Raw genomic sequence first — 21,880 nt, forward strand, 5'->3', positions numbered from 1 at the left:
GTGGACGCCATAACGTGGCTTTGCCAATGCGCCAATCGGCAATAGGCAGCGCGCTATGGAAAAGACCGAGCTCGCAACGCCCGAGACTGCACCGCGCTTTCGCTATTACGATCTGGTGATGGCGGCCTTCGTCACGATCCTGCTGCTGTCCAACCTGATCGGTGCGTCGAAGCCCAGCTATGTGAACCTCCCGATGATCGGGCAGTGGTCATTCGGTGCGGGCGTCCTGTTCTTCCCGGTGAGCTACATCATCGGCGACATCCTGACCGAGGTTTATGGCTATGCCCGCGCGAGACGGGTCATCTGGACCGGTTTTGCCGCGCTCCTGTTCATGGCCTTCATGGCCTGGGTGGTCGTGCAACTGCCACCGGCAGAAGGCTGGCCGGGGCAGGAATCCTACGAGTTCGTGTTCGGGAACAGCTGGCGTATCGTCCTAGCCTCGATGGTCGCCTTCTGGGCAGGCGAATTTGCCAACAGCTATGTCCTTGCCAAGATGAAGGTCTGGACCGAGGGGCGGCACCTCTGGATGCGCACCATCGGGTCTACCGTCGTCGGCCAGGGTCTCGACAGCCTGATCTTCTACCCGCTCGCCTTCTGGGGCCTTGCGGGCTGGCCGGTCGAACTGCTCTGGCAGGTGGTGCTGTCGCAGTGGCTCATCAAGACCGCGTGGGAAGCGCTGCTGACGCCCTTCACCTATCTCGTTGTCAACAAGCTCAAGCAGGCGGAAGGTGTCGATATCTTCGACACGCAGACCGACTTCTCGCCCTTCGCATCGTCCACGAGCAGGACATAAAAAAGGGGCGACCCGCGAAGGGCCGCCCCAATTTCCCCTTGTTGAAGACCGAGGGGTTTAGAATTTCGCGCCGATGGCCACACCGTAGCGGCGCGGATCGAGCGTGAAGACGTTGGTGAACAGGCCCGAGCTGGCGTCGGTCACGTAGAGACCGGTTACCGAGTCGGAATTGAAGATGTTCTGCACGAAGGCACGAACATACCAGTTCTGTTCGGAACCGTTCAGCTGGATCTGGGCATTCGCCTGCACGAAGGGTGCGATCCGGTTCACCCGGCCGTTGAACACGTTACCGTACTGTTCGCCGGTGAACGCGATGTCGAAACGCGGAACCAGCGTCATGCCGTTATCGAATTCAGCCGTGTACTGGACACCTGCCGATGCCTTCATTTCCGGTGCCTGAGGCAGCTTGTTGCCCTTCAGGTTGACCTCGACACCGGGGCTGAGGACCTCGACGCCGCCGAAGAGGCCGCCGATCGCAGTAGCCTGAGCGTCGAGGACGCTACAGATGCTGAAGGCGCCGTTCGAGGCGATACCGCCGTCGCTCGGGAAGGCCGAGGGGCCCTGAAGGCCGAGCCCACCGTTGACTGCAGCCACGAAGGCATTGGCCCCGGCCCCGGTCACGGCACAAAGGGCACCGTTCGTGATGTCCTTGATGATCACGGCATCGGGATCGCCGCCACCGGGGTCACGCGGGTTCGAGAAGAACTGGTCGCCGGCAACCTCTGCATTGAGGAACGACAGGTTCATGTTGACCAGCCAGTTGTAGTCGGGACGGATGATCGTCTCGAATTCCAGGCCCCAGATGTTCGCATCGATCGTGTCGTTGACCGAGGTACGTGCGATGATGCGGCTGAGCTGCAGGTCCTTGTACTTGTAGTAGAACGCTGTCGCGTTGAACTGCAGGTTCCCGTCGAGGAACGAGTTCTTCGAACCGATTTCGAAAGCATCGATGCTTTCCGAACCGAAGCTGTCCGAAACCTCGAAGATGGGCTGCAGCGGCGGGTTGATACCGCCCGACTTGTAGCCGCGCGAATAGGACACGTAGACATGGTTGTCGGGAGAGATCTCGTAATCGATGACCGCACGGCCCGTGATCTCGTTGAAGCTTACCGCACGTTCCTGGACAAGCTGGTTGCCAGCAGTGCCCGGGTCGGCATCGAAGCTTCCGACAAACGGCGAGTCGAAGGGATCGCCATTGTTGCTGTAAGGATTGAGGAAGCTTGCCAGCGTCGAACGCGCGGTGATCGACTTGCTGTCGTCATTGTAGCGCAGGCCGCCGGTGAACTTCAGGCGATCGGTAATGTCGAAATAGACTTCACCGAAGATGCCATAGCTCTCCAGCTCGAAATCACGCGTGTTGTTGCGGAAGAACGACGTCGCGAGATAGGACGGCTCGAGACCCGCACCCAGCGAGGTGAACGAGCCCAGCACACCGGCGATGTAATCGATCGCGAAGGCGTTCACGTAGTAGCTGTTCTCCATCACCTCCGAGTTGGCGTAGATACCGCCGACGAGGAAGTTGACCGGACCGTCGAAGTCGGAAGAAATAATCGCTTCGACCGAGTAGCTCCTATTATCCTGGTTCGAGCGGTCGAACTGCGTGCCGTTCGGCGTACAGACGCGTGCCCCTTCGTATGCACCGGTATTGTCGAGGCTGGTGTCCGATACGCAGAGGTTGTTGCCGTCGAACAGGGCATCGACGATCGGCTGGAAGTAGGATGCAACCACCGGTCCGACCGCGAGCGGGTTGGCGAAGGTGTTCAGCGTGCCGAAGGCCACTGCAGCATTCGGGATCTCACCCACGCCGTTGTTGTAGTCCTGGCGCGAGTCGACACTGGTTTCCTGATAGGTGCCGGTGATGCCCAGCTGGATATCGCCGAAGCTATGCTCGATATGGGCCTGCAACTGCAGTTCGTCGGCGTAGTATTCCGGGGTGAACTGGGTATTCACCGTCCGGAAGTCGGCCGGCTCGACGAAATTGGCGTAGGCATCCGGGCCGTAAAGGCTGTTCAGGCCGAAGGTCGCCGGAATGCCGTTGATGGCCAGGAATTCGGATGAACCCAGCGTACCGGTGAAGGTCGAGTTCGAATTGGTCTTGTCGAAATCGAGGCGGTTGTTGAGGCAGCCGAGCACGCCCGTGGGGTCGCGCTGACACAGCTGCTTCTGGATACGCATGCGGTTGTCGTCTTCCTCGAAGTAATACCCCATGAGGTCGATCGTGGTATCCGGACCCGGCTCGAAGCGGAGCGAACCGCGCACCGCGTACATTTCGCGGTCGTCGAGGTCGTTCCCGTCGTACAGGTTGTCGGTATAGCCGTCACGGTCCAGCCAGAAGCCAGCCACGCGCAGGCCGATCGATTCACCGATCGGCAGGTTGACCATGGCCTTCGCCTTGAGCGAATTGTAATTGCCGTATTCGAAATCGGCCGAAGCGCTAAAGCCCGAAAGATCGGGCTTCGCGGTAACGACGTTCACCACGCCCGAGGTCGCGTTGCGCCCGAACAGAGTGCCTTGCGGGCCACGCAGGACCTCCACGCGTTCGAGATCGAAATACTCGGTTTCGAACAGGCGGGTGTTGAACAAGGGTGCAGAATTGAGGTGGATTGCCGTCGCACTGTCGCACGAGACGCCCACGCAAAGGTCGCCGATGCCTCGGATGGTGAAGCTCGACGAAGTGAAGTTAGACTTGGTGAAGGAGACGTTGGGCAACGTCAGCTGAAGATCGCTGGCGTTTTCGATCTGCTGCGCTTCCAGCGCTTCGCTATCGAAAGCGCTCACCGCGATCGGCACTTCCTGCAGGCTCTGCGCCTGGCGCTGTGCGGTCACGATAATGATGCGTTCGTCGACGACTTCGTCGCCGACAATTGTCTCTTCTTCGACGATAACGGTCTCTTCGTTATCGCCGGTGACATCTTGTGCATATGCGGGAACTGCGAATGCGCTGGCACAGATTCCGGCCATCAGGGTAGCCCTGATCCTCATAAACCCTCTCCTCATCCCTTTGGTCTTCTCTCAGGAGACCTGCCGTGCAGGCTATCATACAATCGTATGCACGCAAGTTTTTGCGCAGTATTCTTGCGTGAAGTAGTGGATTTGGGTTTTCTTGTTGCAGCGCAGCAATTTCATGAAATGCAATTGACGCTACGGCATGGCGGACCAGCCGGAGGGTGACGTTACGGCGAGAGGGAAAGCCTCAGAGGAGGTCGGAACTCTGGGCGATTTGCGAAATGCCGCGTTTGCCGCTCGAATCGCGGTTCAATTGCACCACCACGTCGATCACGCTGGCGGCGTAAGCGATCGTATCGCTGCGCGTCAGTCCGATGCCGGTCTGCATGACCATGAGCGAAAGCTGCTCGAGAGCGCCACTCAGCGAGTTGGCGTGGATGGTGGAGAAGCTGCCCGGATGACCGGTGTTGATCGCGCGCAGGAAGGACACGCTCTCCGCGCCGCGCAGTTCGCCCAGGACGATGCGGTCGGGACGCAGGCGCAGCGCCGCCTGCAGCAATTCGTTGGCAGTGACCTTGGCTTCGCCCAGCTCACCCTTCACCGCCACCAGGCCGACGCCGTTTTCGCCCGGCAGTTTCAACTCGGGCGTATCCTCGACCAGCACCACGCGTTCGTGACGCGGGATCTCGCCGAGCATGGCGTTGAGGAACGTCGTCTTGCCGGTGCTGGTGCCGCCGGAGACGAGGATCGTTTTGCGCTGCCTGATGGCTTCGCGCAGGAAGGCCACAGGTTCGGCCTGCGGATCGGGCATGGCGCCCTGCTCCGCCTTCGATAGCGGGCCGGAGTCATACGCATCGAGCGGCAGGTCGAGGCGGCGGTGACGGCGGATCGCCATGGCCCAGTGCTTGCGCGCGGCCGGCGGGCCGCAAAACTGGATACGGGCACCATCGGGAAGCGTCGCGCCGAGCAAGGGGTGCTCACGATTGATCCCCTGGTGGCTGACCCGGGCGACCTGCTCGGCAAGGCGCTGGATCAGGCGATCGTCGATTTCCGGGCGCAGCACCTTCTGCATTCCGCCCGCAGCCGCATCTTCGACCCATATCTCGCCCGGCCGGTTGACCAAGATTTCCGTGACGGTGTCACGGCCGAGCCATTCGGCGAAGGGCTTCAGATAGGCTTCGAGGTAGACGCTGCGCTCGCCCTGCAGGTCGACATTGGGCGCATCCTCTTCCGGATGGTCGTCCGGCAGGAAAGGATGGATGTCGGCGCTCACCTCGTCACGCTCCCGATCAGTTGACGCGCGAGAAATCGAGGTCGCGGGCAGTGAAGATACGGATCGGTTCGCCGATCTTCACGCGCACGGTCGGGCTGCGCGAGCCGTCCTGTTCGGCAGCGGTTGCCGCTGCGGACTGGCTGGCTCCGCCCAGGACGATACCGCCCGCTCCGCCCGTGGCCAGCGTACCGAGGCCGCCGACGACGGAGAGCAGCATGGCCGAACCGAAGCGGTTGAAGAAGCCGTTGCCAGAGACCTTGCCTTCGAGGCCCGTGGTGCCGTCGAAACCGATCGCCGGCGATGCGAGGCTGACCGATGCGCCATCGGGACGAATGAGGCGCGTCCAGATCACATAGGCACGCTTCTGGCCGTTCTGCATGCCCGACTGGTACTGGCCGATCAGGCGGCTCGAACGCGGGACGAGCACGCGGCTGCCATCGAAGCTGCGCACGTCTTGGCTCACCACCGCGCGGACATAGCCCGGCACGTTCGTGTCGATCGCCGTCTCGAGGATTGCGGGGATCAGCGTACCCTGCGTGACCGTGGTCGCTGGGTTGGTCATGGCCTTGGCCTGCGCCGGAGCGCCACCAACGCCGCCCACGCGGCTCGCGAAATCGGAAGCGGAATTGCCCTCGGCAGGCGCGCCGGAAAAAGCCGCCCCCTCTGCCGCCGGATTCGCCGCAAGGCTCATCGGGGCAGTGCCGTCGAATACGACAGTCGGGTTGTTGAAGGGATTGCCCGCCGGAACGGTTTGGGGCGGCGCGGACAGGACCGGAGCGGGTGCAGGCACCGCGCCCGCATTGCCCTGCGCGGGAGGCACGGCAGCGGGCACAGTGGCCGGCGCTACGACCTGTGCAGGTGCAGGAGCGGCCACTTGCGGATTACCAACGCCCTGCGGTTCGGGCGTACGAGCAGCATTCATGCTCCACAGCGTAATCGCCCCGAGGCCCGCAACGATGGCGATACCCGCCACCATGCCCATGGCATCGCTCTTCCCGCCCTGGCGTGCCACTGCGGGGAACGCATTGCGCTGGGCAAGGTCGATGACTTCCGCATCGCTCTCGTCGCGCGGATCGATATCGTTGGCGATGTTCGCGCCGCCAGCCTTGGTCGGCATCTTCAGCGTGTTGCGCATCAGTTGTTCCCCTTCTGGGCAAGTGCGGTCTCGGCCGTATTCGTGCTGCGCTGCGGACCGGTGTTCACCAGCGTCGCGCTGTCATCGCCCGAACGCAGGATGAGCGCGCGCGGGACGCCGTCGATGACGATCGTATCGCCGCGAACGGTGTAGTTGACGGGACCCTCGGTACCCTTGGCATTGGCCACGAGGATGGCCGGGACATCGCGTCCCGAAGGCCAGGTCAGGAAAGTGGCTTCGCCATCGTCAAAGGCGCGGTCGGGCAGCAGGCTGGCATCGCCCTCGCCGCTCCAGGCAAAGTTGAGATCGGCAGGATCGACCGAAGAGAACGGATCTTCCGGCTGGGCCTCAGCGGCAGCAGCCTGCGCCATTTCTGCCTTGCGCGCTTCCTCCTCCAGGTCGACCGGATAGTCGAAGCGCAGCACGTAGACCGGCTTTGCATTCGGGCTGGCGACGAGGTCGAACAGGTAGGTGCGCTTGCTGGTGACGACCGTCAGATTGGTTGCCGCACGCGGCTCGAGCGGTTTGACGAAGAGGATGTTCGCCCGCTTGTTGGGCGTCACCTGCCACGTCTGCGAATTGCCGATGGCGACATTCTCGATCACCTCGTCATCGCCGAAGACGATGCTGGCCTGCACGTTGACGCGGCCCGGGAGGGTGACGACGGAGAACTCGTCATACATGACTTCCTGCAGGCGCGAATCCGCCACTGCGGGCGTTGCAAGGACTGCGAGCGCGAGCGCCGGAATAAGCGCGCGATTCATGACTTTTTCTCCGTAGAACTGTCGAGGCTGCGCGGCGGTGCGGACTTGAACCGGCTGCCGATGCCCGATGTGCGACTTGGTCCCGCCGTAGTGGGAGAGACCTGAGCGCCACCTGAAGCGGTGGCGTAAACCTTGGTCGTGCGCGAGGAGCCGCCCGCGCTGCTGTCGTTTGCGGCGGCGCCGGTGGAAATGGCGGACACGTCGATGCGGCGCGCCTGGTCGCTCGCCTGCGTGGCGGCCTGGGCCTGCGCCAGCGGCTGCGTCACGACGGGCGCAGGAGCCGGCGCGCTCTTGGTATCGGTGCCGCCATCTTCCTTCGAGGGCACGAGGCCGAAAACGGTCCAGCCCGATACCATTGCGGCCGCGACCTTGAAGACCATGACCATCAGCGCGACGTGAACCGCACCGATCATGAAGAAAGCCATGCCTGCCTGCGCGGGGACAACGCCCGGCTGTTCGGTCAGGGCCGAAAGGATCGGCACCGAAAGCTCGAGCATGATCGACCCGCCCAGCACCGCGAAGAGCGGCGCGAGCGCGCACATGACGAGGCCCTTGAGCCAGCCGGTGAAGAGCCCGCGTGTGCCGTTGAAGAGTGCCAGGACGACGAAAATCGGTCCCAGCGCCACCAGGATACCGAGAGCGATCTTGGTCGTGACCAACAAGCCGACGGTGCCGAGCATGAACAGCATGGCGCCGAGCCACATCATGCCGTGCGGGCTGAAGGCCGAGAAATCCTGGTTATTTCCGCTGGCTTCCTGGATCGCGATGAAAACGACATCGATCTTCTGCGCGAAGACATCGGTGGCAGAGCCTTGCGTGCCGGTGAGGACGCCCGCGAGATAGTCAGGCGTGCCGACGAACAGGTTCCACACCACGCTCTGGTAAGCGACCCAGCTGGTGGCGAAGGTGAGGACCAGGCCCAGCGTCATCATGCGCGGGATCAGCGCACGTACACCGATATTGGTGCGGCCGGTCAGCAGCAGGTAGCCGAAAATCGCCACATAGATCGTCAGTACGATGGTCAGCGTCGTGCCAAGCGCGCCGCCGGGCGCGAACAGCTTGCCGAAAGCTGCCGCACTCGCTTCACCGGCAACGCAATCGACGCCGCGCAGTGCTGCTGCGACGCCGTTACCTACCTGTCCGGCGACTTCCTGGCACGCTGCGCTGGTCATTCGGCAGCCTGTCCGATCTCGATATTGTCGTTGGTGTCGTTGGCACCGCCCGGCCATGCCGAGCCCGTGAGCGCGGGGAACCAGTCTGCAGGCGCATCGCCCATCGCTTCGCGCAGGCTGTCGAGACGGCGCACCGAGCTTTCACGGCCGGACAGCAGCGTCAGGACTTCGGGCGCGCCCGAGAGGTCGAGGCGCACCACGACGCTCGCATCGGGCTGGCGCACGAGGAAACAGCGGCTGTGCGCAGGCAGCGTGCGGATCAGCGCGAGTTCGTGCGTGGTAAGGCCGAAGCCGTCGCAGTAATCCTCGGGCCGTGCGCGGCTGTTGGGCATGAAAACCATCGTCGCGGTCTGCTCGACCAGCGCGGTCGAAATACGGCTTTCGAGGGCGTCGCGTGCCGACTGGGTGGCAAAGCCCACCAGTGCGTTGCGCTTACGCAGCGTCTTGAGCCAGTCGCGGATACGCGCAGCGAAGACATCGTCATCCAGCGCCTTCCACCCTTCGTCGATGAGGATCATGGTCGGCTTGCCGTCCAGACGCTCCTCGATGCGGTGGAAGAGATACATCATCGTTGCGGTGCGCAGCTTGGGATTTTCCAGCAGCGCGGTCATGTCGAAGCCGAGCACGCGAGCCGACATGTCGAGACGGTCTTCGGCATTGTCGAACAGCCAGGCATGCTCGCCCTCGCCGATCCACGCAGCCAGCCTGTCTGCAAGGTCGCCCGGAAGCGGACGGCGGCTGCCCGAAAGCAATTCCTTGAAATGGCGCAAACGGCGCAGCGAAGCATCGTTGGCATAGGCGGCATCGACCGCAGCCGCGATTGTCGCTTCTTCCTCGGGACCTTCCGCCTTCAGCAGCACGCCCAGCCAGTCGCGCAGGAAGGCACGGTTGGTCGGCGTGTCTTCGAGCGACATCGGGTTGAAGCCGGTCGGATGGCCTGCACGGATGCTGTCGTAGCGCCCGCCAATACCGCGCACGAACAGCTCGGCACCGCGATCCTTGTCGAACAGGATCGTGCGGGGCGCGAACTTCTGCGCCTGCGCGGCGAGGAAGTTCATCACCACGGTCTTACCCGAACCCGAGGGCCCGATGACCGAGAAATTGCCGAGGTCGCCGTGATGGAAATTGAAGAAGAAGGGCGTTGCGCTGGTGGTTTCCAGCAGCGTGACCGCATCGCCCCAATGGTTGTCATGCGGCTGGCCGAGCGCGAAGCCGTGCAAGGACCCGAAGCTCGCCATATTGGCGCTGGAGATCAGCGCACGGCGCACGAGATAGCCCTCATTGCCGGGGAACTGCCCCCAGAAAGCAGGCTCTAGATTGGTGTCTTCGCGCACGGCGATCGCGCCGGTGTCGGCAAGAGCGGCAGCACAGGCGGCAGTCGCATCGTCGAGACGGCCGAGATCACGTTCCTTGACCATGACGGTGAGGTGATGATCGCCGAAACCGACAGCGCCCGCCCCCAGCTCGTCACGCGCGGCCATCATGTCTGCACGTTCTGCGGCGGCTTCCTCGTCCGCACTCTTCAGGCGGCGGATGGCGAGGTCCATGCGTTCACGCGCGGTCTGGCGCTCGGTCGGCGCATAGCTTTCCGATACGACCATCTCGAACGGCAGGCGCAGCAGGCCGTCGAGCAGACCGGGGCTGGTTGCCTCCGGATAATCCTTGAGGCCGAGGATCGAGGCGAAGTCGGGCGAGCCCGAACCGCGCTGCTCGATCGCATCGAGACCGAAGCTGACGCGGCGATAGGGCAGCATCATGCCGAGATCGACGTCTTCGCTCGGCTTGCGCACGGGGCGCATCTCGCCATTGTAGAGCGCCGAGAGCAGCTCGAGCATTTCCGAATTCACATTGCCCTGCGGGCCGGTGTATTCGCCCAGAACGGTGGCGCCGTAGGACTGCAGCGAGGCGACAAGGCCCTGCGCTGCAGCACGCAGCGAGCGCAGGTCTTTGGGATCGGCCTCGAGCCGGTCCTTGCGGCCGCGCATCTTCTTGCCGACGCGTTCGACCAGGCCGGCCTTGCCGCGTGCGGGGCGGCGGATAAGCGTGATGAACTGGTCGTTCACGAACAGCTGGCCCGAGCCGAGCCGTTCTTTCCAGCGCGCATCGATATGGCGGCTGATCGGATCGGGGAATTCGGCATCCAATTCCACCGAGACACGGCGGCGGATGACGTGGTGATAGAGCACGAAGCGCGCATCGAGCGTCGAACGCAGCATCACTTCGCGCGTGGCCGCATGGGCGTTGAGCGCGTCGCTATCCTCGGTCTCGAACAGCAGTCCGGGGACCTGGATCGCCGTCATCACGCTACCGTCGCGCAGCAGGACGGTGCTTTCGTCGACCAGCCGCGCGTAAGGGAGGCGGTCGCCGGCACGGGCTTCCTTGGCGCTCCACGAGGCAGGGCCGATCCATTTGCCTTTACGCGGCATAGCTGTTGCACCCCCAGTGCTTGTAGTTCTTCACCCGCGGGCACTTCGAAACCTTGGTGATCCACAGGTCGAAAATGCGCGGTTCGCGCAGGCAGGCGAAGTAACCGACGCCGTGCATCACGAGCGCTGCGAACAGCGCCCAGAAGCTGCCGGTGATCAGGAATATCTCGGTCGTCACCACCCCGTTGATGATGAAATAGTTGAACGTCACGCCCGCAAACATCTGCGGACGCGTGAGCGCTCTGTGGACGGGGTGGCGAACGAGAGCGGTCATCTTATGCCGCCACGCCCTGGATACCGGCAACGATCGAGGCCGCGCCGAAGAGGATGAAAACGCCGATGATCACGGTCGCACCGAAACGCCAGTTGAGGCGGCCGGTAAGCATCATGAAGCCGACAGCGGCCACGGCCATGACCGCCACGGCAGTCGCGACATTGCCGAGCAGCGTGCCCTGCAGCCAGCCAAGGGCATTGACGATCGGACCCGAACCGGCCGGATCTGCCTGGACCTGCTGCGCGAAGGCGGCAGAAGGACTTGCAAGGGCCACCAGTGCGGCCAGCTTGGCGAGAAACGATTTCAAACTTCTACTCCCGTGAGTGATCTGCAAGCCGCCCCATGATCGAGGCGACATAATTCTGGGTTTCGCGAATGCGCGGAATGCCGTCGGCACGTTCGACCCGTCCCGGCCCGGCATTATAAGCGGCAAGGGCTTTCTCCAAATCGCCGTCGAACCGGTCAAGCTGCTCGCGAAGATAGCGTGCGCCGCCTTCGAGGTTTGCGAAGGGATCCTTGGGATCGACACCGAGATCGCGCGCGGTGCCGGGCATCAATTGCGCAAGGCCCTGCGCGCCGACGGGCGACACGGCATCGTGCCGCCAGCGGCTTTCCTGCCAGACCATCGCTTCGATCAGCGATTCGCTGAGGTCGTACTTGGCCGACAGCTCGGCCACCTTGGCGCGGTAAATTTCCGGGACCCCGCTGGCATGGGCGACAGGGTCGGCAACGACGATATCCGGCACGAAAATCTCTGCCGGCACCTCTTCGACAGGCGCGGCAAATGCGGCGTTCACGCTTTGCGCAGCAGGTAAGGCAGTGCCCCCGCCGGCTTTCCAGCGTGCACCGTCACCATCGATCTCCATTACATCCGCCTTCGCCGGGAAGGCGGCCAGCGCGGTGCAAATCAATCCCGTCACCAACGCCGGGTGTGTGCGAATCATGTCGTACACCCTCCGTGCGGCCCCAATGACCCTCATACATGACAGAAGGGTGACGTAATCATGAATATGGTTAAATTGCGCCTAAGCGAGCAAAAAAAGAGCCCATTTCACGAAAGGAAACGGGCTCTACCTGGGGGTGTCCCCTTAATGTGTGACACGCTTACCGGTTGGCAAGCGCCACATACTGGCTGAACTCACCGCGATCGATCATCGCGAGACCGCGGCGCGCCAGCACGCGGGAATCCACCCAGTCTCCGGTAGCAGTCTCGAGTTCGTACCTGTCCGCATTACGGGCAGCGGCAGCGAAGCGCGCACGGGCCTCGTCATATTCACCCACGCGCGCAAGAGCGACTGCGTGATTGATCTGGCGAGCAGGGTCGTGGTCCGAAAGTTTCTCGCATTCCTCGATAGCCTTGAGCGCTTCACGGTCATGGCCGGCGACGAGTTCCTCGTACCCGATATCGTACTCGGTGTCGGGTGCGGTCACCACGAGGGTGCCTTCGGTTGCGAACACCAGAAGGGTGGCAGCTGCGATCAGTGACATCCTTATTCTCCCATTCTTATGGAGTCTGGATATCGCTGAGCCACGGCGGCTGCAACAAAACCGTAACATTGTCATATTTCTGAAATGTTGGGTTTGGCGCACGAAAGCTGTTGAAACTGCAACACAACGGTCACGAACCAACACAAACTGTCACACGGCGTCCGTAGCGGGCGAGTCGCGATCAACGAATTCGCATTCGAAATTCCGATTCTTTCCCGGTTTTTGAGGGGACCGTATCCGTGACCAATTTTCACCGTTCGCTTATTCTCGGCGCTTCCGCCATTGCCCTGGCCGGCTGCGGCGCAGACGAAATCGTCTCGCCCGGCACCGGCGGCAACATCACCATCAACAACGGCGGCGGCGGAGGCAGCACGCCTACCCCTACCCCGACTGCTGGCACCATGGTGACGCCGGCAGCCGGCTGCCCCACCATCAGCGACCCGCAAGGCCTCACCGATGATGGCACGATTGCAGGTCCGACCGGCGAATACCGTGTCTGCACCATGCCCGCGCGCTTCAACGCCAGCGCCACGCTGCCTTACATCGAAGGCCTGCTCTACCGCATGAACGGCCGCGTCGATGTCGGCACCGACGGCGGTCCGTCGCCGACCAATTCGGACGGTCTCGACGATACCGATGTCGAGCTGACCATCGAACCGGGCGTCATCATCTACGCTTCGGGTTCGAGCTTCCTCAACGTCAACCGTGGCAACACGATCGACGCCGTTGGCACCGCCGACCGCCCGATCATCTTCACCAGCCGCGACAACGTTCTCGGCCTCAACAACGACAGCTCGTCGGGCCAGTGGGGCGGCGTCGTCCTGTCGGGCCGCGCTCCTGTCACCGACTGCATCGCATCGGGCGCAACCCCGGGCACGGTGAACTGCGAACGCCAGGTCGAAGGCGCTGCTCAGCCGGCCATCTTCGGCGGCGCGACGCCGGGCGACAGCTCGGGCACGATGAGCTACGTCCAGATCCGCTACTCGGGCTTCGTCCTCTCGGGCGACAGCGAACTCCAGTCGCTGACCACCGGCGGCACTGGTTCGGGCACCGTCCTCAACAACATCATGAGCTACAACAGCTCGGATGACGGCGTCGAATTCTTCGGCGGCCGTGTGAATGTGAGGAACATGATCGTGGTCGGCGCGGAAGACGACAGCATCGACACCGATACCGGCGTGAAGGCCAACATCCAGTACCTCATCGCGATCCAGCGCCCCGGCGCCGGTGACACGATCATCGAGGCTGACAGCGACAACGCCTTCAACGAAAGCACGCCGCGCCAGGACACGCGCATCTCGAACGCAACCTTCGTCCACCAGAAGGCTGACGACCAGGTCGTTCGTATCCGCGGTTTCGCCGACTACTCGATCGCCAACTCGGTCATCGTATCGACCCAGGGCACGCCCTGCCTGCGCATCGACGGTCCGGAAGAACTGAACCGCGCTGCCGACGCCAGCATCGACGAAAGCGGCCCGGTCGCCTTCGACTCGGTGGTTCTCGACTGTGCATCGTCGCCCTTCCGCGACAGCTCGGGCGTGACCGCAGCGGAAATCGAAACCCGCTTCAACGCCGGCACCAACACCAATTCGGCATTCACCAACACGCTGACCTCGCTGTTCCTCAACGGAAGCAACGAAGACGCAGTACCGGTGTTCGACGTGACCGCATGGGCCAGCTTCTTCGAGCTGCCGGCCCGCATCGGCGCCGTCTTCACCGAGAATGCAGACTGGGTGAACGGCTGGACCTGCAACTCGAGCACGGTGACGTTCGACAGCAACGTCAGCGATTGCACCAGCCTGCCGGTCTACAACTGATCGACCGTATCGGAGGCGGGGGAGCGCAGTATCGCGCCCTCCCGCCTCTTTTCGAATTGTACCGAATTTCGACCTGAACTGAGGGGGTCAACACGATGTCCACTGGCAAGCAGCTTGCAGGGCTGCTCCTGCTCTCCACCGCCCTGACCTTTCCCGCTGCCGCCATTGCGCAGAGCACCGGGGCAGAGGGGCCGCCGCCGACCGAAGAGGAAGTTCCCGATCAGGAACTGACCGATGACGTCGAAACGGCCAACGAAACCGTTCCCGGCGATGTCGTGGAAGAAGAGCAGGCCGAACCGGATATCTCGATCCCCGGCGGCACCATCGTCGTCACCGGACGCCGCACTCGAGATGTGACGCGCGCCTCGCCGCAGGTCGTCACGGTGCTCGACACGGCCAGCATCGCCCGTACGGGCGAAGGCGACATTGCCGGCGCGCTTGGCCGCGTCACCGGCCTTTCGCAGCAGGGCAACGGCCTCGTCTATGTCCGCGGCCTCGGCGATCGCTATTCGCTGGCGCTCCTCAACGGCCTGCCGCTTCCCTCGCCGCAGCCGCTCAGCCGCGTCGTGCCGCTCGACATCTTCCCGACCAGCGTGGTCGCATCGAGCCTCGTGCAGAAAACCTATTCGGCCAACTTCCCGGGCGAATTCGGCGGTGGTGTTATCAACCTCACCACCCGTGCGATCCCGACCGAAAGTTTCCTGACCGTCAGCGGCTCGCTCTCGGGCGACAGCGAGACCACCTTCGGCCCGGGCTATACCTATTTCGGCGGCAACTGGGACTGGACCGGTTTCGACCAGGGCCGCCGCGACGTCGGCAATTACGGTGCGCTGCAGGGCTTCTTCGACAGCGGCGCGCGCATCAATGACGATGGCGTCGACACGCGCGCCATCCTGCAGGACCTGAACGACCCGAACCTCTACCTCGTGCAGAAGATCGGCGACATTCCGGCGAACTTTAGCGCCGGCGTGACCGCAGGAACCTCGTTCGACGTGGGCTCCGACGGGCTGCTTGGCATCATCGCCACCGGATCGATCAGCAACAAGTGGCGCAACCGCTTCATCACGAAGCAGACCGCCGTGAACGCCGACCTCGATCTCGACACCGATTTCAACGAATTCGTCACCGACAACCGCGTGCTGGTCAACAGCCTGCTCGGCTTCGGTCTCAAACTTGGCGAACACAAGTTCCGCTTCACCAACCTCTACATCCACGACACGCTCAAGCGCGCGTCGCTCGAACAGGGCATCGACTTCCAGGATGACGATGAGGAACTGATCCAGGATACCTCCTGGTTCGAACGCCAGCTGTTCAACAGCCAGTTCGTCGGCGAGCTCGAATCCGGCGATCTGTCGGTGGACCTTCGCGGTGGCTATGCGCAGACCAAGCGCGAAGCACCGTTCGAATGGACCTTCGAATACGTCCGCACCAACAACGCCAACGATCCGTTCGGCGATGTCTACCTCAACACGCTCGACCCGCAGCGTGGCGGCGCGATCGTCTCCTTCTCGGACCTCAAGGAAGATCTGTGGTACGGCGGGATCGACGTTGGCTATTTCGTCACCGACGGGCTCAATGCCACCGTCGGCTATGCCTATACCGACACGGACCGCTTCTCGACCCGCCGCGAATTCGACATTCGCGCTTCATCGGGCTTCCCCGATGCCTTCGGCGCGTTCCGTCCGGACAACCTTCTCGGCGATGCGCTGATCGACTTCGCATTCGATCCCGACGCGCAAGCGGAAGGCGGCATCGGTCCCTACAACCTGACCATCTTCGAAACCACGCAGTCGGACCCCGCTTTTGCCGCGGCGCTGGAAATCCATGCCGCTTACGGCAAGGTCAACATCCGCCCCTTCGACACGCTCTCCATCGATGTCGGCGTGCGTTACGAAGATGCGGTCCAGTCGGTCGAGGCTGTCGAGGTCTTCGCAGAACCCCTCGGCTCGACCAGCGGCACGCTGCTCGAGAACGATTACTGGCTGCCGGGCGGCACGCTGACCTGGGAGCTGACCGACAGCCTCCAGTTCCGCGCCAGCGCCTCAAAGACCATCGCTCGCCCGCAGTTCCGCGAGCTGATCTTCCAGACCTATTTCGATCCGGAGACCAACCGTCAGTTCAATGGCAACCCGCGTCTCGTCGACAGCGAGCTGACGAACTACGAAGCGCGCCTCGAATACTACATCGGCGGCGGCAGCCGTGCGAGCGTGGCCGGTTTCTACAAGGAAATCGAAAACCCGATCGAGGTCTTCACCAGCTTCTCGGACAACGAGATTATCAGCGGCTTCGCCAATGCCCCGAGCGCAGAGCTGTACGGCGGCGAGGCAGAGCTGCAGTACAATTTCGATCTCATGGACCTTGGCGGCTGGTTCGACAGCCAGCAGCTCGTGCTGATCGCGAACTACACCTATACCCAGTCGGAAATCAAAGTCGGACCTGACGACATCGCCAGCGTCTTCCCCTTTGCCGACCAGCCGGCAACCAACTTCTTCGATAACGGCGTTCCGCTTACCGGACAGTCGGACCACCTCGTGAACCTCCAGCTCGGCCTCGAAGATCTCGACCGCCTGAGCCAGTTCACCGTGCTGCTCAAATACGCCAGCGAGCGTGTGACCAGCCGAGGCGCAGGCCCCCTGCCCGACATCATCGAGGAACCCGGCCTCACGCTCGACTTCGTGGTCCGCCAGGGCTTCGAGGTGTTCGGTGACAAGGAACTGGAACTGAAATTCGAGGCGCGCAACCTGACCGGCCGCGACCACGAGGAATTCCAGACCAACGGCACCAACCGGATCGACATCAACAGCTACGATGTCGGCCGCAGCATCAGCCTGGGCGCATCGATCAAGTTCTGAGAAACCCTCCTCGAACGACTAAAAGGGGCCGCTTCACCGTGAAGCGGCCCTCTTTTTATGCGCCCTTTCGGGAAAGTCAGTGGCTGTCGTAGACGTAGCCGAGCGAGCGCACGGTCCGGATCGGTTCGCCGGCACCGACACTGCGCAGCGCGCGGCGCAGGCGTCCGATCCACACATCGACAGTCCGTTCGTCGATCGGGGGATCCTGCTTGCCCAACCCGACGATCAGTTCGGTGCGACTGAGCACGCGGTCGGCATTCTCGGCGAAGAAGCGCAGCAAGCGGAATTCATTGGGCCGCAGCGTAATGGGCTTGTCGTCCCAGCGCGCCTGAAGGGCCGGCAAGTCGATCTCGAGATTGCCCAGTCTGAACGGCCTCGACCCGACTTGAGCAATACGGCCCGTGCCGAGCGCAAGGACGCGGTCGAGAATCACGGTGCGATCGACCGGGCCGACAACATAATCGTCCACACCAGCAGCCAGTGCGCGCCGCTTGTCTTCGGCATCGCAGATCTCGAGGACCATGGTGATATGTGCGTCGGTCGTTCGCGGATCGGCCCGCAGGCGTCGGCACATCTCGAGGCCGGACAGGTCGTCGAGGACCCAGTCCACGAATGCGCAGACAGAACCTTCGATCAGACGCTGCGGTCCGGCTGAAGTGAGGTGGCCGAAAATATAGCGCACTTCGCCATTGTCGAAGTCGTCGAATGCGTTGACCTCTTCGGCAGTCATCAGAATATTGATCACGGCCACGCCTGTGTCCTTGTCCCCTGTTACAGGAGCAGCGGTGGCCTATTCATGTGACTGGTTTGTGACCCTCTTGCGGGCTTTGTAACACTCCGAAGTTCAGCCGTTTTTCAGCGTCACCTTGCCGAACGACGGAGCGGTCGAGACCACGCCCACAGGCACCTTCGGGAGGTAGGGGTTTTCCAGCCGTTCGACCTCTTCTTCGGTCAGGTCGAGCGACATGGCATCGACCGCCGCACCGATGTGACCGGGCTTGGTCGCGCCGATGATCGGGGCCGTGATGCCCTTGGCGAAATGCCATGCCAGCGCAACGGTTGCACGCGAGGTGCCGCGCGCATCCGCAATCGCGCCGACCGCCTCGATCACATCGCGGTCGGCATCGACATTCTGCGTGTAGAGCGTCTTGCCGAAGCCATCCGTCTCGCTGCGGACCGTGCTTTCGTCCCATGCCCGGGCGAGCTTCCCGCGCGCCAGCGGCGACCAAGGAATGATCGCGACGCCCTGGTCTTCGCACAGCGGGATCATCTCGCGCTCTTCTTCGCGGTAGAGCAGGTTCACGTGGTTCTGCATCGAGATGAAGCTGGTCCATCCCATGCTGCGCGCCACTTCCTGCGCCTTGGCGAACTGCCACGCCGCCATGGAAGATGCGCCGATGTAACGCGCCTTGCCGGACTTCACGATGTCGTGGAGCGCCTCCATCGTTTCCTCGATCGGGGTCGAGTGATCCCACCGGTGGATCTGGAACAGGTCGACATAATCCATCTTGAGACGGCCGAGGCTGTCGTCGATCGCCTGGAACAGGCTCTTCCTCGAATTGCCGCCCGCATTGGGCGTGTTGCGCCACGGCAGGAATGCCTTGGTAGCGAGAACGATTTCGTCACGGTGCGTGAATTCGGGCAGCAGCTTGCCGATCACCTCTTCGGACGCACCCTTCGAATACATGTTGGCCGTGTCGAAGAAGTTGATCCCCGCCTCCACCGCCTCTCTGATGAAGGGTCGGCTTTCGTCCTCGCCGAGCACCCAGTCGCCGTGCCAGCCCTTGGTCGTGTCGCCATAGCTCATGCAGCCGAGGCACAGGCGCGATACCTTGAGGCCGCTGGGGCCGAGGTTGGTGTATTCCATGTGAGACCTGCTCCTGTTGACTACGAAGTTGACAGAATTGACACCATGCCAACCCACCTATTCCTCTACAAATACCTGATTTTCGTAGCGTTTTGTAGTCCATGCAAAGTTGACACCTGAGCGAAATCTCTCTGGTGCCCCATCGCTTGGCCATGCCATTCCTTGCAGCTGTAGGAAAATGCCGTGTCAACCAGCCACGCTCAGGCCGCCATCGACGCTGATCGTCTGGCCGACAATGAAATCGGCGAGCGGCGAGGCAAGGAAAAGCGCAGCACCCGCCATATCCTCGGGCAGGCCCAGCCGGCCGCGGGGCGTGGCGGCGATGGTCTGCTTCTGGAACTTCTCGTCTTTCAGGAACACGTCGTTGATCTTCGTGTGGACATAGCCCGGAGCAATGCCGTTTACGCGGATGCCCTCCGCCCCGAAGGCGACCCCAAGCGACTTCACCATGCTGATCGCACCCGCCTTGCTAGCCCCATAAGCCGGGTTGCCGACGAGGCCACGATACCCGCCGATCGAGCTCACGATAATCAGCGAACCGCCGGTGTCGGCGAGCTTCTGGCGCGTGGCATTCGCGCAGTCGAGCAGGCTGTCGAGATTGACCTCCATCACAGCATCCCAGCCCTCGCGGGTGAATTCCTCGCGTCCATAGCGCGCAATGCCCTGGCACAGCACAACCACGTCGAGCGTATCGGGCCAGTCGAAAGCATCGACCGCGTCGCGGTCCGAGACATCGAGTGAGTGGAAGGAAAGGCCTTCCATATCGCTATCGGGATAGTCCTGCTCAGAGCCGCGTGTGCCGGTGACATGGACCGTCGCACCCGCAGCGCGGAAGGCTTGCGCGATGCCGTTACCGATCCCGCTCGTTCCCCCCACCACGAGGACGGTCTTGCCGGAATAATCGAGCGGATCGGTCATAATACTCTCCTCAGATTGCGCGGCTGACGACTTCTTTCATGATCTCGTTCGTTCCGCCGTAAATGCGCTGGACGCGGGCATCACGCCAAAGCCGCGCGATGGGATATTCGTTCATGTAGCCCGCCCCGCCATGCAGCTGGAGCGCGGCATCGCAGCATTCCCACTGCAGATCGGTGTGCCACAGCTTGGCCGCGCTGGCTTCATCGGTTGTGAGTTCGCCCTTGAGATGGCGGACGATCGCCCAGTCGAGATGGGCCCAGCCGACCTGCAGCTTGGCGGCGAGATCGGCAAGCGTGAACTTGGTGTTCTGAAACTCGAACACGGTCTTGCCGAACGCCTTGCGGTCCTTGGTGAACTTCACCGCCTCGTCGAAGGCGCGCTGGGCACCTGCCTGCGCGCCGACGGCAATCGAAAGGCGTTCCTGAGGCAGCTCCTCCATAAGGTGGACGAAACCCCGCCCTTCCCCGCCGAGCAGGTTCTCTTTCGGCACGCGGCAATCGTTGAAGAACAGCTCCGACGTATCGGCGGCATGCTGGCCGATCTTGTCCAGGTTGCGCCCGCGTTCGAAGCCCGGCGTTCCTGCATCGACGAGGATCAGCGAGGTCCCCTTGGCGCCCTGCGAAGGGTCGGTCTTGCAGACCACGATCACGCAATCGGCATTCTGCCCGTTGGTGATATAGGTCTTCGAGCCGTTGATGACCCATTCGTCGCCATCGAGCTTGGCGGTGGTGCGCACGCCCTGCAGGTCGGAGCCAGCACCCGGTTCGGTCATGGCGATGGCGGTGATGATGTCGCCCGACACCATGCCCGGCAGGTATTTCTTCTTCTGCTCCTCGGTGCCGAGGCGTTCGAAGTAGTTCACCGTGATGTCGTTCTGCAGGGTGAAGCCGGCAGACGACCCCATGTAGCTGAGTTCCTCTGCAATCACGCAGTTGAAGCCGAAGTCGAGGCCGAGCCCCCCGTTCTCCTCGGCCACGGTCGGGCAGAGCATGCCCGCTTCGCCCAGCGCTTTCCATGCCTCGCGTCCGACGATGCCCTCTTCCTCGTGCTTGTCGAGGAAAGGGACCATGTGTTCGGCAAAAACCTTGCGCACCGTGTCGCGGAAGGCTTCGTGGTCATCATTATAGGCAAAGCGCCTGGCAGTATCGAGCATCCTTGCGGCTCCCTCAGGCGTTCTGGAAACCGGCGAGGCGCTGGGTGATGATGTCCTCGGCCTGGCTCATGATGTTGTCGATCAGTTCCTGGCAGGTCGGGATATCGTTGATCAGGCCTGCCACCATGCCGCAGGACCATGCGCCTGCATCCATGTCGCCTTCGGTCATGATGCGCGGATAGACGCCTGCGACCTGTTCGATGATGTCCTCGAACTTGAGGTCGTCACCCTTTTCCTGCTCGATCTTGAGCAATTCCTCGACCGCGTCATTGGTCATCACGCGCTCGGTGTTGCGCAGCGGGCGCATGACGAGGCGGGTGTCGAGCTCGCTGGCCGCGACGATCGCCTGCTTCACGTTCTCGTGGACCGGCGCTTCCTTGGTCGCGATGAAGCGCGTGCCCATGTTCATGCCGTCCGCGCCCATGGCGAGTGCGGCGACGAGGCTGCGGCCATCGGCCATGCCGCCGCTGGCGACGAAGGGAATTTCAAGCTCGTCCGCTGCGCGCGGCAGCAGGATCATGTTCGGAATATCGTCCTCGCCCGGATGGCCGCCGCATTCGAAGCCGTCGACCGAAACCGCATCGCAGCCGATCGACTGTGCCTTCAGGGAGTGGCGCACGCTGGTGCACTTGTGGATTACCTTGACGCCCGCATCCTTGAAGAAAGGCATGACCTGCGCCGGGTTGTTACCCGCCGTCTCGACGATCTTCACGCCGCCTTCGATGATGGTGCGCACCAGCCCCGGATAATCCGGCGCGTTGACCGTGGGCAGGAAGGTCAGGTTCACGCCGAAGGGCTTGTCGGTCATGTCCTTGCAGCGCGCGATCTCGTTGGCGAGCTTTTCAGGCGTGCCTTGCGTGAGGCCGGTAATGATGCCCAGACCGCCCGCATTGGAAACCGCTGCCGCCATTTCCGCAAAGCCGACATAATGCATGCCACCCTGGATGATGGGGTGCTTGATGCCGAACATTTCGGTGATGCGGGTTTTCATGGGGCCTCTCC

The 21,880-nt window shown here is 62.6% G+C and carries 18 protein-coding genes; 3 read left to right on the forward strand and 15 right to left on the reverse strand.

Annotation, left to right across the window (positions count from 1 at the left end):
- Window positions 1-55: 55 nt before the first annotated feature.
- Complete coding sequence (locus K3136_RS05230) at window positions 56-793, forward strand: queuosine precursor transporter (protein WP_221431833.1); 738 nt, start codon at window positions 56-58, stop codon at window positions 791-793.
- A gap of 57 nt (window positions 794-850) precedes the next feature.
- Here K3136_RS05230 and K3136_RS05235 read toward each other — a convergent pair whose 3' ends face one another.
- From K3136_RS05235 to K3136_RS05280, 10 genes are all read right to left on the reverse strand, one after another.
- Window positions 851-3,775, reverse strand: a complete 2,925-nt coding sequence (locus K3136_RS05235; protein WP_247711441.1) for a TonB-dependent receptor — start codon at window positions 3,773-3,775, stop codon at window positions 851-853.
- 211 nt (window positions 3,776-3,986) lie between these two features.
- Entirely contained in the window at window positions 3,987-5,012 is a 1,026-nt protein-coding gene (gene virB11 / locus K3136_RS05240) for a P-type DNA transfer ATPase VirB11 (RefSeq protein WP_221431834.1), read from the reverse strand.
- A 16-nt stretch (window positions 5,013-5,028) separates the two neighbouring features.
- A complete protein-coding gene (locus tag K3136_RS05245; protein WP_247711442.1) occupies window positions 5,029-6,147 on the reverse strand; it encodes a TrbI/VirB10 family protein in 1,119 nt (372 codons plus the stop codon).
- Window positions 6,147-6,911 carry a TrbG/VirB9 family P-type conjugative transfer protein gene (locus tag K3136_RS05250; RefSeq protein WP_221431835.1) on the reverse strand — a complete coding sequence of 255 codons (765 nt, stop codon included), beginning with the start codon at window positions 6,909-6,911 and terminating at the stop codon, window positions 6,147-6,149. The genes K3136_RS05245 and K3136_RS05250 overlap by 1 nt, the downstream gene beginning before the upstream one ends.
- Window positions 6,908-8,083, reverse strand: a complete 1,176-nt coding sequence (locus K3136_RS05255; RefSeq protein ID WP_221431836.1) for a TrbL/VirB6 family protein — start codon at window positions 8,081-8,083, stop codon at window positions 6,908-6,910. The genes K3136_RS05250 and K3136_RS05255 overlap by 4 nt, the downstream gene beginning before the upstream one ends.
- On the reverse strand, window positions 8,080-10,509 hold the full coding sequence (locus K3136_RS05260) for a VirB4 family type IV secretion/conjugal transfer ATPase (protein WP_221431837.1): 2,430 nt from the start codon (window positions 10,507-10,509) through the stop codon (window positions 8,080-8,082). Before K3136_RS05260 ends, K3136_RS05255 begins: the two co-directional genes overlap by 4 nt.
- Complete coding sequence (locus tag K3136_RS05265; RefSeq protein ID WP_221429147.1) at window positions 10,499-10,783, reverse strand: VirB3 family type IV secretion system protein; 285 nt, start codon at window positions 10,781-10,783, stop codon at window positions 10,499-10,501. Before K3136_RS05265 ends, K3136_RS05260 begins: the two co-directional genes overlap by 11 nt.
- 1 nt (window position 10,784) lies before the next feature.
- Window positions 10,785-11,090: a TrbC/VirB2 family protein gene (locus K3136_RS05270; RefSeq protein WP_425594362.1), complete on the reverse strand. Its 306-nt coding sequence runs from the start codon at window positions 11,088-11,090 to the stop codon at window positions 10,785-10,787.
- A gap of 4 nt (window positions 11,091-11,094) precedes the next feature.
- Complete coding sequence (locus K3136_RS05275) at window positions 11,095-11,727, reverse strand: lytic transglycosylase domain-containing protein (protein ID WP_247711443.1); 633 nt, start codon at window positions 11,725-11,727, stop codon at window positions 11,095-11,097.
- Between the two features lie 160 nt (window positions 11,728-11,887).
- The gene (locus K3136_RS05280; protein ID WP_221431839.1) at window positions 11,888-12,271 is read right to left on the reverse strand and encodes a hypothetical protein; all 384 of its coding nucleotides are present in this window, start codon (window positions 12,269-12,271) and stop codon (window positions 11,888-11,890) included.
- A 239-nt stretch (window positions 12,272-12,510) separates the two neighbouring features.
- Between K3136_RS05280 and K3136_RS05285 the strand changes: the two genes are divergently transcribed.
- Window positions 12,511-14,088: a hypothetical protein gene (locus K3136_RS05285; RefSeq protein ID WP_221431840.1), complete on the forward strand. Its 1,578-nt coding sequence runs from the start codon at window positions 12,511-12,513 to the stop codon at window positions 14,086-14,088.
- Window positions 14,089-14,183: 95 nt separating this feature from the next.
- Window positions 14,184-16,940: a TonB-dependent receptor domain-containing protein gene (locus K3136_RS05290; protein ID WP_221431841.1), complete on the forward strand. Its 2,757-nt coding sequence runs from the start codon at window positions 14,184-14,186 to the stop codon at window positions 16,938-16,940.
- Window positions 16,941-17,016: 76 nt separating this feature from the next.
- Here K3136_RS05290 and K3136_RS05295 read toward each other — a convergent pair whose 3' ends face one another.
- The 5 genes from K3136_RS05295 to K3136_RS05315 form a co-directional block, all read right to left on the reverse strand.
- Window positions 17,017-17,691 (reverse strand): response regulator transcription factor, encoded by a 675-nt coding sequence (locus K3136_RS05295; RefSeq protein ID WP_247711444.1) that lies wholly within the window; start codon window positions 17,689-17,691, stop codon window positions 17,017-17,019.
- Window positions 17,692-17,784: 93 nt separating this feature from the next.
- Window positions 17,785-18,807, reverse strand: a complete 1,023-nt coding sequence (locus K3136_RS05300) for an aldo/keto reductase (RefSeq protein ID WP_221431842.1) — start codon at window positions 18,805-18,807, stop codon at window positions 17,785-17,787.
- 186 nt (window positions 18,808-18,993) lie between these two features.
- Complete coding sequence (locus K3136_RS05305) at window positions 18,994-19,725, reverse strand: SDR family NAD(P)-dependent oxidoreductase (RefSeq protein ID WP_221431843.1); 732 nt, start codon at window positions 19,723-19,725, stop codon at window positions 18,994-18,996.
- Between the two features lie 10 nt (window positions 19,726-19,735).
- Window positions 19,736-20,878, reverse strand: a complete 1,143-nt coding sequence (locus K3136_RS05310) for an acyl-CoA dehydrogenase family protein (RefSeq protein ID WP_221431844.1) — start codon at window positions 20,876-20,878, stop codon at window positions 19,736-19,738.
- A gap of 13 nt (window positions 20,879-20,891) precedes the next feature.
- Complete coding sequence (locus K3136_RS05315; RefSeq protein ID WP_221431845.1) at window positions 20,892-21,869, reverse strand: NAD(P)H-dependent flavin oxidoreductase; 978 nt, start codon at window positions 21,867-21,869, stop codon at window positions 20,892-20,894.
- Window positions 21,870-21,880: the final 11 nt, after the last annotated feature.

The sequence above is a fragment of the Qipengyuania gelatinilytica genome (genome assembly GCF_019711315.1).
In the GTDB taxonomy this organism is placed as follows: Bacteria; Pseudomonadota; Alphaproteobacteria; order Sphingomonadales; family Sphingomonadaceae; genus Qipengyuania; species Qipengyuania gelatinilytica.

Bases quoted from the DNA above. Each gene is read 5' to 3' on its own strand.
- K3136_RS05290 (WP_221431841.1), top strand. From the start codon at position 14,184: ATGTCCACTGGCAAGCAGCTTGCAGGGCTGCTCCTGCTCTCCACCGCC.
- K3136_RS05300 (WP_221431842.1), bottom strand. From the start codon at position 18,807: ATGGAATACACCAACCTCGGCCCCAGCGGCCTCAAGGTATCGCGCCTG.
- K3136_RS05255 (WP_221431836.1), bottom strand. From the start codon at position 8,083: ATGACCAGCGCAGCGTGCCAGGAAGTCGCCGGACAGGTAGGTAACGGC.
- K3136_RS05280 (WP_221431839.1), bottom strand. From the start codon at position 12,271: ATGTCACTGATCGCAGCTGCCACCCTTCTGGTGTTCGCAACCGAAGGC.
- K3136_RS05305 (WP_221431843.1), bottom strand. From the start codon at position 19,725: ATGACCGATCCGCTCGATTATTCCGGCAAGACCGTCCTCGTGGTGGGG.
- K3136_RS05315 (WP_221431845.1), bottom strand. From the start codon at position 21,869: ATGAAAACCCGCATCACCGAAATGTTCGGCATCAAGCACCCCATCATC.
- K3136_RS05230 (WP_221431833.1), top strand. From the start codon at position 56: ATGGAAAAGACCGAGCTCGCAACGCCCGAGACTGCACCGCGCTTTCGC.
- K3136_RS05250 (WP_221431835.1), bottom strand. From the start codon at position 6,911: ATGAATCGCGCGCTTATTCCGGCGCTCGCGCTCGCAGTCCTTGCAACG.
- K3136_RS05260 (WP_221431837.1), bottom strand. From the start codon at position 10,509: ATGCCGCGTAAAGGCAAATGGATCGGCCCTGCCTCGTGGAGCGCCAAG.
- K3136_RS05310 (WP_221431844.1), bottom strand. From the start codon at position 20,878: ATGCTCGATACTGCCAGGCGCTTTGCCTATAATGATGACCACGAAGCC.
- K3136_RS05245 (WP_247711442.1), bottom strand. From the start codon at position 6,147: ATGCGCAACACGCTGAAGATGCCGACCAAGGCTGGCGGCGCGAACATC.
- K3136_RS05265 (WP_221429147.1), bottom strand. From the start codon at position 10,783: ATGACCGCTCTCGTTCGCCACCCCGTCCACAGAGCGCTCACGCGTCCG.
- K3136_RS05275 (WP_247711443.1), bottom strand. From the start codon at position 11,727: ATGATTCGCACACACCCGGCGTTGGTGACGGGATTGATTTGCACCGCG.
- K3136_RS05235 (WP_247711441.1), bottom strand. From the start codon at position 3,775: ATGAGGATCAGGGCTACCCTGATGGCCGGAATCTGTGCCAGCGCATTC.